Raw genomic sequence first — 12,521 nt, forward strand, 5'->3', positions numbered from 1 at the left:
ATTTTCCTCATGCTGGTATTTTTATGGCCTGCGTCACTGCAGGCGTTATTGGTAGGTGGATGATCGCACAGGCGCCTGTATGGTCCTGCCCGTCAAATATTTCGGCATCAACAAGCGACAGGGTGCCGCCATGCTCTTCGATAATCTTTTTTACAATTGGCAGGCCAAGCCCGGTGCCTTTGTCGCGCGTCGTGACGTAGGGTTCAAACAACCGTGCGCGGTCACTTGGCAGGCCAACGCCATTGTCTGAAATGCGTATCTGCACCTGATCGCCCACATGGGTCATGGCAACATGCACCTGACGGGCATAGCCATCGGGGTTCTTTTTTTCCATATAAGTTTCAGTTGCTTCACCCGCGTTTTTAATCAAATTCATCAAGGCTTGACTGATCATCGTGCCGTCCATATCCGCCAGAATGGCGGCTTCGGGCAATGCCGCAGTAATTTGCACATCCGGTTGCCCTGCCCGTTGCAATGTGACGGCATCCGCGACCAGTTTTGTCAGGTCAGCGACCGCCAATTGCGGTTCGGGCATGCGTGCGAATTTCGAAAAATCATCCACGATGCGGCGCAAATCATTGGTTTGGCGCACAATCACATCCGTCATTTGTTCCAATTTACCAGCGTCATCCCCCAAAGATTTCGCGAATTTGCGTTTGATCCGCTCAGCCGACAATTGGATCGGTGTCAGCGGGTTTTTGATTTCATGCGCAATACGCCGGGCAACATCGCCCCATGCGGCCATACGTTGCGCGCTTACAAGATCGGTCACATCATCAAAGGCCACAACATAACCTTCAAGCGCCCCATCGGCGTTGCGTCGCGGTGACATGCGCACCAGCAGGCTTTCTTGTTGACCTTTGCGTACAAGGTTCACCTGATCTTGCAGGTTATCCACCCCGTCGCCACGCAGGCGCCCAAAAAGATCAGCAAATTCGGGGATCGCGACGGGTAGCGCGGTTGGGCCTTGATCATTAGGATCAACCGACAAGAGCCGCTGTGCGGACGGATTCATCATCGTCACACGCCCTTCCGCATCAAGCCCGATCACCCCCGATGTCACCGAACTCAGCACGGAATCAAACAGGCGGCGGCGCTGTTCGGTCATGCGGTTTGTTTCCAGCAATTCGTCGCGTTGCCCCTTTAGCTGCCCGGTCATCTGGTTAAAATACCGCCCAAGCTGCGCGATTTCATCATCGCCATCGTCTTCGATTACGCGGACATCCAGATCCCCCGAGCCCACGCGGCGCGAAGCCGACACAAGCCGCCCAATCGGGCGTGACAGGCGTTCAGCGAACCAAAGCCCCGCCCAGATCGCGGCCAAAATCAAAATCACCGCGAACCCAAGATACAAAAGCCCAAACTGGAACAGCATTTTACCGCGCTCAGACGCTAAAAGTTCATACTGCTCAACAGTTTGGGTCGTATCGTTCAGCAAAGACAAGACATTCCCATCCACGCTGCGTGTCACATATAGATAGCGATTGCGAAAGGCTGAAAGTGCGACAAGCGCCCGAAATTCATTGTTTTGCGCATCCTCTATGAGAATCAGCCCCTCTGCATCCGCACGGGTGAATTCTTCTGCGCTTGGGCGTTCATAATCAAAATCATAGGAATTTGCCCCGCGCGCTTTGATCTCTCCTGCGCCGTCGATGACAAAGGATTCGGTCAGCGACCGTTCGATTTGCGCCTCAACCTCTCCGAGCGCGCGGCGTACTTCGCCATCATCCATAAACAAATTGGCCTGCCGTTCGCGGTTCAAATAGCCCGCAAGCCCGCGCGCATCACGCGTGAGTTCTTGGCGGTGCTCGGCCTCATAGGCCTGCGCGGTGGTTAAGGATGTACGCAACACGTTGCCCACAGGTTCCGAAAACATCCCGTCGAGCGCGACAGAAATCAGCAGCACCGAAAATACAGCCACCAGCACGGTTGGAATCAACGCCCATGCAGCAAACACCCCGGTCAAACGAAAGTGCAGCCGCGACCCCGCCGATTTTGCGCGCCTTGCGGCCACCATACGTGCAACCTGGCGCATCACGACGGCCATAACAATCAGGACATAGACCAAATCGACCAGCAAAACAGTGCGCAGTTGCGCCGAGGACGCGCCCTGCCCCAATGGTCCAATCACAACGTAGGTCAAGATCGCAAGCACCGGCCCCGCGACAACCAAGGCCCCGGTTACCAAGCTTTGTACGTGCCGCCTGCGCTGCCAGCGCGAAAACTGCATCAAGTTAGAGGCCCAAAAGGTACGCCGCACGTTTCGGTCTCGATCTTTCTTAGGGTGGGTTAGCCCCACGTTACCGCCGGTATCCGTGGCCTCCCTGCATCATTGACGCAGAACGGTCACGGTCCTGTTGCGGTTTTACATCAATTTGCGGCGGCGTGTCACGCGAATATCAAGGTCAGTAATCTTCTTGCGCAAAGTATTGCGGTTAATGCCAAGTAAATCGGCGCATTTGGCCTGATTCCCGCCCGTCGCGTCGAGAGCAATCTCGATCAGCGGCCCTTCGACTTCTTTCAGGATACGGTTGTAGAGCCCCGGCGCGGGTAACACGCCGCCGTGCAGGTCAAAGTAGCGACGCAAATGTTTGGCGACACTGACCGACAATTTTTCGCCCTCGCCGCCAGAGCGCAGAGGCTCAATCGCGGGCTGGTTGCCCAGCACCGTTTCGACTTCGGCGCGCGAAATTTCTTCCTCGGCAGCGGTAAATACCAAACGACGCACCGCATTTTCAAGCTGGCGCACGTTTCCGGGCCAGCTATAAGCGCGCACCAATTCAAGCGCCGCATCGCCAAAGCGCCGCAGGGGCGCACCGTCGCGTTCAGAACGCGCGAGGAAGTGCTCTGCGAGCAACGGAATATCATCGACACGCTCGCGTAAAGACGGAACATCAACGGTAACGCCGCCCAAACGGTAAAACAGGTCCTCGCGGAACTGCCCGTCTTCCATCCGCGACATCAGATCGGTTTGTGACGTGGCCATGATGCGCGGCGCGTTATCGCCAAGTGCGTCCAACATACGCACAATACGGCCTTGGGCTTCGTCGGACAGATCGCTGACTTCATCGAATAAAATCGTGCCACCTTTTGCGCGACTTAGCACGGTGGATGGACCATCCATACCTTCAAGATCACTTGCCGACACCACAACAAATGGCAGGCTGCGCCGATCTGAAAAATCATGCACAGCGCGCGCGATCAATGATTTCCCAGTGCCGCTTTCGCCCGTGATCAACACCGGTAATTGCGTGTTCATCACCCGCGCAACCAGCCGGTAAAGCGATTGCATCACGGGTGTACGCCCCACTAATGGCAGTTCTCCCGCCTCTTGTGTGGCCCCAGCATCGGCGGCGCGGGCCTGTTGCGGTGCGCGGCGTTTTACCTCAAGCGCGCGCGCGGCACGCTTCATCAGGTCAGGCAGGTCAAAAGGTTTCGGCAGATAATCATATGCGTCCGCTTCGGCGGCCTGGATCGCGGTCATAATCGTGTTCTGCGCCGAGATCACAATCACGGGTAACCCAGGGCGGGCGGCGGCAATTTTGGGCAATTGGTCAAGCCCATTGCCGTCAGGCATCACCACGTCAGAGATGACAAGATCGCCTTTGCCTTCATCAACCCAGCGCATCAGCGTGACCAGTGATGATGTCGCATGGACCTTGCACCCCGCCCGCGTAAGCGCTTGGGTAAGCACCGTGCGGATTGTCCGGTCATCATCTGCAACAAGAACAGTACCGTCCATTAGTTTTCTCCTACTTCGCTATCTTTAGGGGCCAAGGGTAAAGAAATGCGGAACACGGTGCGGCCCGGGACGCTATCCACAGATATCCAGCCCCCAACATCGCCGACCAACTTGGACACAAGCGCAAGGCCCAGTCCGGTTCCGTTTTCTCTACCCGAGACAAAGGGTTCAAAAATATCATTTGCAATGGCGGGCGGCAGACCCGGCCCATCGTCGATGATCTCAATTTGAAGCGGCAGCCGCGCTTGCGTACCGTCAGCCCGCCGCACCCGCAATGAGGTGTCATAAAAGCTGTGCAGGCGGATGGTGCCGCCTTCTTTGTTCGCTTCGGCCGCGTTCTTGAGAAGGTTCAAAAAGACCTGCAACAGCTGGTCTCCATCGGCCAAAGTTTGCGGCAGAGAGGGATCATAATCTTCGACGAAAAGCATATGCGCGCCAAATCCAACAGAGGCAGATTGCCGCGCGCGGTCCAGGATGTCGTGGATATTTACGGGCTTAAGAAGCGGCGGCCGCAGGTTGCCGAACTGTTCGACCTGCTCAAGCAGCTTCACGATCCGGCGGCTTTCTTCGACAATCAGATCGGTCATTTCCTGATCTTCGCTGCTGAGCCCCATCGACAAAAGCTGTGCGGCGCCTGTGATCCCCGCAAGCGGGTTCTTGATTTCATGGGCAAGCATTTCGGCCATACCAATGGCTGATTTCGCGGCTTTTTCCGAAGAATGGTGCTGGTTCATGCGGCTCGCGATTTCACGCGGGCTGATCATAACGATCATCGCCTCATCACTGCCTTGGAGCGGCGCAAACTGCACATTGCAGGTCAGTGGCGCGCGTTCGCCGCTGCCTACATCCACGTCATTGACAAACAGCGACGATCGATTTGCACGGGCGCGTGCAAAAGGCCCCTCAAGCGGTGCATCAATCATCACCTTTTCCCACAACCGCTGGCCTGCCAGAGATTTTGAAGACATATTTAGGAAGCTTTCAGCGGCAGTATTGCTTGAGATAATCAAATCATCTTTGTCGAGCATCAAGGCAGGTACGGGAAGCGACGCCCAAAGCGCTGTATCAAGTATCATGCGGCCACCTTTTGGGTCAAAGCATCGGGAAGATCGCGCAGCACATCGCGCGGGTGAACATGGGTCAATATGGCTTTGCGTAAGACCGGGTCCGTTTGCGCATCATCCATGTACCAACCCAAATGCTTACGTGAGACGCGCCGCCCAAGGTCCGTGCCGTAAAACGACAACATTGCCTCGTAGTGCGTGCTGATCAATGCCACCAATGCCGCCCCTGATGGCACCTGAACTTTTGCGTCGCCATGCAGGGTTTGCGCCACTTGCGCCAGCGCCCAAGGGCGGCCTTGCGCACCGCGCCCAATCATCACACCATCCGCACCAGAAAGCGCCAACGCGCGCCGCGCGCTTGCTGCATCGATGATATCGCCATTTGCGATCACCGGGATATCGACAGCTTCTTTTATTTTCGAAATGGCCGCCCAATCAGCAGACCCTTTGTAAAACTGGCAGCGCGTGCGCCCATGAATTGTCACCAATTTGATGCCAGCACCTTCGGCGCGTTTTGCCACATCAGCCGCGTTCAAACTGTCATCATCCCAGCCAAGCCGCGTTTTTAGCGTGACGGGGATATCAACTGCGGCCACAACCGCCTCGATCAAGGAAAGCGCATGATCGGGTGTGCGCAATAGCGCCGACCCAGAATAACCGTTTGTGACCTTTTTGGCGGGGCAGCCCATGTTGATGTCGATCATCGCGGCGCCGTTATCTTGGATCATGCGCGCAGCTTCGCCCATCCAATAGGCGTCGCGCCCGGCAATTTGCACTGCTGTGCCCTCTTGGTCATAGCCCAGCTCCGCGCGTTCACGCACCCCGGGTTTTGCCTGCACCATTTCCTGACTGGCGACCATTTCGCTCACGACCCAGCCCGCACCAAAAGATGCCACAAGCTGCCGAAACGGCAAATCTGTGATCCCCGCAAGCGGCGCGAGCGCGACAGGCGGCTGCAAAGCCACATCGTCTAATCGAAGAGAATCGTCATTTGCCAAAGGAACGGTCATTCGCCTAAAGGGTGAGCAATACGCATGATCTAAGCCGAAATACCTGATTTCACAACGAAACGCCCAGTAACATTTTCAGAAAAAATGGCATGTGCACAAAAATTAGGCGCACTTCTGGACAAACTGTCGAATTGCGCTGCACGGGCACCCAGCATAAACCTATAGGCAACAAGGGATACAGGACCATGACCACAGCCGCCATAATTGTCGCAGCCGGACGCGGAACACGCGCAGGTGGTGGCACCCCAAAACAATGGCAAAAACTGCGCGGGAAAACGATTGCAGCGCGCGCAATGCAGCCCTTTGCCGACCACCAGGCAATCGCGCAACTGATCCTTGTGGTGCACCCGGATGACGCGCCCAGCCTTTGGGCCGATACCCCCGCTGCAACCGTTGTGGCGGGCGGGGCAACCCGGCAAGAATCTGTGCTTTCAGGGCTCAATGCGGCCGAGGGTGCCACACAAGTGCTGATCCATGACGCTGCCCGACCGATGCTTCGCGCGGCGGTCATTGACGCTGTGTTGAATGCGCTTGATCAGCATCCGGGAGCGGCCCCAGCAATTCCGGTCACTGATACGCTGTGGCATGGGGCGGATGATACCGTCGTTGGCGCACAAGACCGCGCTGGGCTTTACCGCGCGCAAACCCCGCAAGGGTTTCACCGCGCGCCACTGCTTGCCGCGCACCTTGCCTGCAAAACCGAAGCAACGGATGACGTGACCGTCGCGCGCGCCGCAGGTATGCATGTTGCGATTGTGGCGGGTGACGACGACAATATAAAGATTACAACGCCCGGCGATTTCGCACGCGCAGAACAACAGATGGGGTCAAATATGGATATCAGATGCGGTAATGGCTATGATGTGCACCGGTTTGGACCGGGTGATCATGTCTGGCTGTGTGGGATCAAAGTCCCCTTTGATCGCAGCTTGCAAGGCCATTCGGACGCCGATGTTGGCATGCATGCAGTCACGGATGCGATTTACGGCGCGCTTGGCATGGGTGACATCGGCCAGCATTTTCCGCCATCTGATCCGCAATGGAAAGGTGCCCAAAGCCATATTTTTCTAAACCACTCCGTCGCGCTGGCCGCAGAGAATGGTTACGAGATCAGCAACATCGATTGCACATTGGTCTGCGAATTCCCCAAAATCGGCCCACATCAACCCGCGATGAAAGCCGCGCTTGCGCAGATCATGGGGCTTGGCGCAGACCGGATCAGTGTCAAGGCAACCACATCTGAGCGGCTTGGCTTTACAGGCCGCGGCGAAGGGATCGCCGCACTCGCAACTGCAACACTGGTGAAACCATGACCCATCTGATCGCAACCTTCTTTTATGTCGGCCATATCCGCCCTGCACCGGGAACATGGGGGTCGCTTGCCGCCCTGCCCGCTGGCTGGGCCATTTATATGGTTGCAGGCCCTTGGGGGTTAATTGCGGGCGTCGTCGTTTCATACGTCTTGGGTGTTTGGGCTACCCGCGTTGAAACGCAGGGCAAAGACAATCATGATCCTTCTGAGATCGTCATTGACGAAGTCTGCGGCCAGTGGATTGCCTTGCTGCCGCTTGCATTTGGGGCGGCAAATAATGGCGTTGCGATCACGGCACTTTGGCCGGGCTGGATCGCGGCCTTTGCGCTGTTTCGCCTGTTCGATATCACCAAATGGGGGCCGGTCGGCTGGGCGGATCGGATGCACGGGCCAACGGGCGTGATGCTTGATGATGTGATCGCGGGGATCTTCGCCGCAATCGGCGTTGTGGCACTTGCCGCAGCTTACCATTTGTCATGACCGATCTTGCCCGCGGAATTCTTTCAGCTGCGCGCACCAAAGGCGTAATGATCACAACCGCCGAAAGCTGCACAGGCGGCATGGTATCGGCCGCGCTCACGGATACTGCGGGCAGTTCCGCCGTGTTTGAACGAGGATTTGTCACCTATACAAATGCGGCGAAAATGCAGATGCTTGGCGTGCGCAAAGCCAGTCTTGACGCCTATGGCGCCGTATCCGAACAGGTCGCGCGTGAAATGGCTTTGGGTGCAATCGCCCATGCGGATGCGCAAATCGCAGTGTCGATCACCGGAATCGCAGGCCCCGGTGGATCAGACCATAAGCCCGAAGGGCGCGTTTGCTTCGGGATCGCCGCCCCCGAACATTGCCAGACAGAAACAGTCGAATTCGGCGCATTGGGCCGGGCTCTTGTACGTCAAGCGGCCTGCGATCACGCGTTGGGTTTGCTTCTCTCAACAATAGACGCCACCCCCATCACGGGTGTAGCGCAAAAAAGCTAAGCGCCTCTTGGGTCGCATTAATTGAACTGGGCTCGCGCTGTGTTCGCCGCCCACCCGGCCATACATGCCCACCGCCATCGATGCGGATCAATACGACCACAGGCTTATTGTGCGCATCCATATAATTATGCCGCCACACCACCCCAGAACGCATTTCGACCTCTTGGACATTGCGCCCAAAGGCAGCGGCAAAGCGTATGATCACATCTGCAACTGCCGAAAAATCTGTACCGTTGCGCGTATTTACGCCCTCGCCGCCGTTAAACGGCACGTTCTGATCAGCCGTTCCGTGGATCACAAGCAACGGCACGGCGTCACGCAAACGCGTTGTGGCGTCAAAACTGCCTGCAACGCCGACCACTGCCGCAACCCGTTGAGAGCGACGCGCGGCATAGTATTCTGCCATCATGCTGCCGTTGGACATGCCTGTTATATAAACGCGTTCTGCATTCAGCCCAAAACGTGCGCCAGCGTCATCAATCACGCGGTCTAAAAAGGCCAAATCATCAACATTATTGCGTGTCGCAGCGCCACAGCAGTAACCAACATTCCATGTCTTGATTGCACCAGAACCCGCAGGGTAGATCACAGCATAGCCTAATCGCAGTGCGGCATCAGATAACCGGGTACTGCGTGCAAATTGTTCAGGACCGCCGCCGCCGCCATGTAGCCCAACAATCACACGCGGAGCGGTGACATCATCAGGCAAATCGATCCGATAATATCGTCCATCTGAAAAGCGGACAGTCTCAGCGACGGCCTGAAATGGGATCAAAAGTAGAATTAGAACAGAAAACAGGCGCATAGAAATATCCGGATATAGATTAACTCTGCGTTAAACGCGCGTTCCCCGTATTTCCGTCGTTCTAATTTGTTTGCGGCCCGTATAAATCAGCGGCGCGACCTTCAAATGCGCGCACAACACGTTGCATTGCCTCATTAAAAAACATGCCAGCTGCGCCTTGCAGTAGGCGGTTTTTGAACTCAAAATCCACTTCAAACGACACTTCGCAACCGCGGTCGACATCGCGAAACACCCATTGGCTTTCGAGATGTTTGAACGGGCCATCCAGATAGGCCGTGTCGATTTTTCGGACCTCAGGCCAAAGCGTGACCTGACTAAGAAAAGTCTCGCGGAACACTTTGAACGAAATCACCAAATCCGCCAGCATCACCTGTTTTTCGCCTTGATCATCGACACTGCGCACCCGCGCGGCAGCCGTCCAAGGCAGGAATTTTGAATAGTTCGCGACATCTGCAACAAGATCATACATTTGCTGGGCCGTGTAAGGGAGTATCTTTGTTTCTGAATGGCTCGGCATGAGACGTCTTTCGCAGGTGACTTCACGCCCTGATGTCGTAAACTGGCGCAGAAATTGCAACCCTTGTCTAACGCAGAGGCCCCTATGCCGCACCGCCCATACGAAATCGACGTGATGATCAGCGCCAAAGCCATTGCCGCGCGCATCGAAGACCTCGCACGCGAGATTGGCCGCGAATTTGCCGATACCGACAAATTGGTGGTGGTCGGGCTACTGCGTGGGTCTTTTGTATTTATCGCAGATCTTGTACGCGAGCTTGATATGCCCGTTGAGGTCGATTTTCTTGAGGCCTCATCCTATGGTGATGGGATGGAAAGCAGCCGCGAAGTGCGAATCCTTAAGGATCTGCGCGGCCAGATCGAAGGCCGTGATGTGCTGGTTGTCGAAGACATCGTCGACACGGGCCATACGCTGAAACATGTGACCGAATTTTTGCAAACGCGGAACCCTGCTAAAATGCGCTGCATCGCCCTGCTTGATAAACCCGCGCGGCGTGAAGTTGACTTTAAGGCAGACCTCATCGGCTTTGAAATCCCAGATGAATTTGTTGTCGGCTACGGCATTGATTTTGCGCAACGCAACCGTAACCTGCCGTTTATCGGCAAGGTGCGGTTCACCGATCTCGCATGAATATCCGCTGGCTAATACGCGCGAAACGCATGGCCGAGCGGCCCCCATCAGAGGCCAAATTCTGGCTCGTCGTCGGCATTATTCTGTTTTGCGCCCTGCTCTACGGGATCGAACAATTCTTTGGCTGGCCAGAATGGCTCACCCCGAATGAAGGTCAGCAGAGGCGCGCGATCCCGACGCTCTAGGCCCCGAATTTTGCCAGTCGTGCAGCCCGCAATTGCGCAAAATCATCGCCCGCATGGTAGGATGATCGTGTCAGCGGAGTTGCCGAAACCATCAAGAACCCTTTGTTATAGGCGGCCTTTTCATAGGATTCGAATTCCTCGGGCGTGACAAAGCGGTCTACTTTGTGGTGCTTTGGCGTTGGTTGCAGATATTGGCCAATGGTCAGGAAATCGATGTCGGCCGCGCGCATATCTTCCATGACCTGCACAACAGATTGGCGGTCTTCGCCCAAACCAACCATGATGCCCGACTTGGTGAACATCGTAGGGTCCAGTTCCTTAACCCGCTGCAAGAGACGTAATGAGTGGAAATAACGCGCGCCGGGACGCACTTCGGGGTAGAGACCCGGAACCGTTTCAAGATTGTGGTTAAACACGTCGGGGCGCGCTTTGACGACGATTTCCAAGACTTCCCGCGCGCAGCGAATAAAGTCGGGCGTCAGAATTTCAATTGTTGTGTTCGGCGACTGGCGGCGAACTGCGCGAATGGTCTGCGCGAAATGTTCGGCACCGCCGTCTTCGACATCGTCGCGGTCCACAGATGTGATCACGACGTGGTTTAGGCCCAGTTTTTTGACGGCATCCGCAACACGGCCAGGTTCGAACACATCCAATGCTTCGGGAGGTTTGCCCGTCGCGATGTTGCAAAAAGTACAGGCGCGCGTACAGACCTCGCCCATAATCATCATTGTGGCGTGGCCCTGCGACCAGCATTCGCCAACATTGGGGCAGCCCGCCTCTTCGCAGACAGTGACCAGCTTATTTTCACGCATGATATCGCGGGTTTGTTTGTACCCGTCAGAGGTCGGCGCTTTCACCCTGATCCAGTTTGGTTTTTTCGGCTGAGCGGAATCCGGGCGGCGCTGCTTTTCGGGGTGGCGTTGCGCTGGGATTGTCAGATCACGAGTGGTCATGGCGGTCTCCGCTTATTTGACTGATTATTTAGCGATGACTGCCATGATTGTCCAACGCTGATAGGCAAGACATGCCGGACCTGCATTTGGCGCATAGTTACTAGCCAATCAGTGGGCCGAATTTTCCACCCGTTGTTTCATAATGGCGCTGCAAGCGTTCAAGCGCGATACGCAAGACAATTTTCCCAGACCGCGCAGACCAACCCATTGATTTTTCTGTATGCTCTAAGCCCTCAAGAAGACAGCAACATTGCAAAACGATATCGCCAAGCCCCGGCCCGAGATCACCCAAAGCAGCGCGGACGCGTTTGCGCGCCTCGTCAACAGGCTCCGCATCTCCCATAATATCGTCCCATTTTGTGATCGGTTCTCCCGAAAGCTGCGCAAGTTCAAAATCTTCGCGTAACCGCTCCCCGACAACGACCAACGCGCGGTCCAAAAACGGGCTGCCGTCGCGATCCTTGCGGCGTGCAAGTCCGACCAGCGGGCTTTCAGTCCCGTGATAGCGGCGGGTGCGGCGCGATCCGCCGTCTATCGCATCCAAATCCCATGCGGCTTCGGATTCTGGATCACCACGGCTATGGCCCAAGCCATGCGCGCGATTTTCATCCTCAGCCGTCAGGCGACGCAGGGCAGCGCGCCCGGTATTGGTGATGAAATACCGCGCAACCCGGTTTTCAGGATCCGGGCAGGTGATCCAATCCTTGAGAGCCATGGCCTGCGCAATTTCACGGTCTACGACGGCCGTGCGCAATTGGTCATCGTGCCCAGCGGCCCGCACAACCACAGCGGTTTCCATTTCGCGCGCCACAGCCAAGACGGCACCCGGTTCGCATAGGCGTCGCAAAATCCGTTTGGCCTCTTGGTCAATACGCCGCTGCGTTAGCTCCTCGCTTGGATCCACGCGGTCTTGTTTTCGCTGTAATATCATTTCCTTACTTCCCCAGTTGTTTGTGGTTTCTTCCGGTCCAACCTGATCTGAAAGCGCATCAAGTGCCGCATCGATCAGCGGATCATCGCGGCGCCCTTCAAAACGGCGCACTTGCCGTAAAACAGTTGATGGATGACATGCGCTTTCACGGGCAACCGCCCGTATTGATAAACCTTTTTGAGTATGAGCTAAGTAATTGCGCGCCGCATTCGGCACCCAAACCGGGAACCTTTTGGACCGCAGCGGTCCCTTTTGAGCAGTCATCTTCACGCGTCCTCTTTCGCAGGTTTCAATGCACCAGCACAAAGCCCAGACACCCTACAAGCACATTGAAAAATCAACCTATGAGTGCTTGGTTATCTAAGTGTTAACGGCCCTATTGGCACGTCAAC

Annotated in this window: 13 protein-coding genes; 5 read left to right on the forward strand and 8 right to left on the reverse strand. The window is 56.0% G+C overall.

Features of this window, described 5'->3' with window-relative positions:
• Window positions 1-7: 7 nt before the first annotated feature.
• The 4 genes from DS901_RS07155 to dusB all read right to left on the reverse strand — a co-directional run bounded on the left by DS901_RS07155 (window position 8) and on the right by dusB (window position 5,816).
• Entirely contained in the window at window positions 8-2,230 is a 2,223-nt protein-coding gene (locus DS901_RS07155) for a sensor histidine kinase NtrY-like (RefSeq protein ID WP_113776249.1), read from the reverse strand.
• Window positions 2,231-2,365: 135 nt separating this feature from the next.
• Window positions 2,366-3,742, reverse strand: coding sequence for a response regulator (locus DS901_RS07160; protein ID WP_113776250.1), 1,377 nt, complete (start codon window positions 3,740-3,742; stop codon window positions 2,366-2,368).
• Window positions 3,742-4,818 (reverse strand): two-component system sensor histidine kinase NtrB, encoded by a 1,077-nt coding sequence (locus DS901_RS07165; RefSeq protein ID WP_113776251.1) that lies wholly within the window; start codon window positions 4,816-4,818, stop codon window positions 3,742-3,744. Before DS901_RS07165 ends, DS901_RS07160 begins: the two co-directional genes overlap by 1 nt.
• The gene (dusB, locus tag DS901_RS07170) at window positions 4,815-5,816 is read right to left on the reverse strand and encodes a tRNA dihydrouridine synthase DusB (protein WP_113776252.1); all 1,002 of its coding nucleotides are present in this window, start codon (window positions 5,814-5,816) and stop codon (window positions 4,815-4,817) included. Before dusB ends, DS901_RS07165 begins: the two co-directional genes overlap by 4 nt.
• 185 nt (window positions 5,817-6,001) lie before the next feature.
• Between dusB and DS901_RS07175 the strand changes: the two genes are divergently transcribed.
• From DS901_RS07175 to DS901_RS07185, 3 genes are read left to right on the forward strand one after another with little or no spacing between them, the layout of a single operon-like run.
• Entirely contained in the window at window positions 6,002-7,129 is a 1,128-nt protein-coding gene (locus tag DS901_RS07175) for a bifunctional 2-C-methyl-D-erythritol 4-phosphate cytidylyltransferase/2-C-methyl-D-erythritol 2,4-cyclodiphosphate synthase (RefSeq protein WP_113776253.1), read from the forward strand.
• Window positions 7,126-7,608, forward strand: a complete 483-nt coding sequence (locus DS901_RS07180; protein WP_113776254.1) for a phosphatidylglycerophosphatase A family protein — start codon at window positions 7,126-7,128, stop codon at window positions 7,606-7,608. The genes DS901_RS07175 and DS901_RS07180 overlap by 4 nt, the downstream gene beginning before the upstream one ends.
• The gene (locus DS901_RS07185) at window positions 7,605-8,108 is read left to right on the forward strand and encodes a CinA family protein (protein WP_113776255.1); all 504 of its coding nucleotides are present in this window, start codon (window positions 7,605-7,607) and stop codon (window positions 8,106-8,108) included. The genes DS901_RS07180 and DS901_RS07185 overlap by 4 nt, the downstream gene beginning before the upstream one ends.
• Here the strand turns inward: DS901_RS07185 and DS901_RS07190 are convergent.
• Both DS901_RS07190 and DS901_RS07195 read right to left on the reverse strand, forming a co-directional pair.
• Window positions 8,083-8,913 (reverse strand): alpha/beta hydrolase family esterase, encoded by an 831-nt coding sequence (locus tag DS901_RS07190; protein WP_113776256.1) that lies wholly within the window; start codon window positions 8,911-8,913, stop codon window positions 8,083-8,085. The genes DS901_RS07185 and DS901_RS07190 overlap by 26 nt on opposite strands.
• Before the next feature lie 61 nt (window positions 8,914-8,974).
• On the reverse strand, window positions 8,975-9,430 hold the full coding sequence (locus DS901_RS07195) for a type II toxin-antitoxin system RatA family toxin (protein WP_113776529.1): 456 nt from the start codon (window positions 9,428-9,430) through the stop codon (window positions 8,975-8,977).
• A gap of 84 nt (window positions 9,431-9,514) precedes the next feature.
• On the opposite strand from DS901_RS07195, the gene hpt reads away from it, so the two are divergent.
• Window positions 9,515-10,060, forward strand: a complete 546-nt coding sequence (gene hpt, locus DS901_RS07200) for a hypoxanthine phosphoribosyltransferase (protein WP_113776257.1) — start codon at window positions 9,515-9,517, stop codon at window positions 10,058-10,060.
• A gap of 29 nt (window positions 10,061-10,089) precedes the next feature.
• Window positions 10,090-10,245, forward strand: a complete 156-nt coding sequence (locus DS901_RS07205; RefSeq protein ID WP_258546674.1) for a hypothetical protein — start codon at window positions 10,090-10,092, stop codon at window positions 10,243-10,245.
• Here DS901_RS07205 and lipA read toward each other — a convergent pair.
• The gene (gene lipA / locus DS901_RS07210; RefSeq protein WP_113776259.1) at window positions 10,242-11,198 is read right to left on the reverse strand and encodes a lipoyl synthase; all 957 of its coding nucleotides are present in this window, start codon (window positions 11,196-11,198) and stop codon (window positions 10,242-10,244) included. The genes DS901_RS07205 and lipA overlap by 4 nt on opposite strands.
• A gap of 100 nt (window positions 11,199-11,298) precedes the next feature.
• Window positions 11,299-12,393: a DUF6456 domain-containing protein gene (locus DS901_RS07215; RefSeq protein ID WP_113776260.1), complete on the reverse strand. Its 1,095-nt coding sequence runs from the start codon at window positions 12,391-12,393 to the stop codon at window positions 11,299-11,301.
• Between the last annotated feature and the right edge of the window lie 128 nt (window positions 12,394-12,521).

Origin of the sequence: Loktanella sp. D2R18 (assembly GCF_003318235.1) — a bacterium.
In the GTDB taxonomy this organism is placed as follows: domain Bacteria; phylum Pseudomonadota; class Alphaproteobacteria; order Rhodobacterales; family Rhodobacteraceae; genus Yoonia.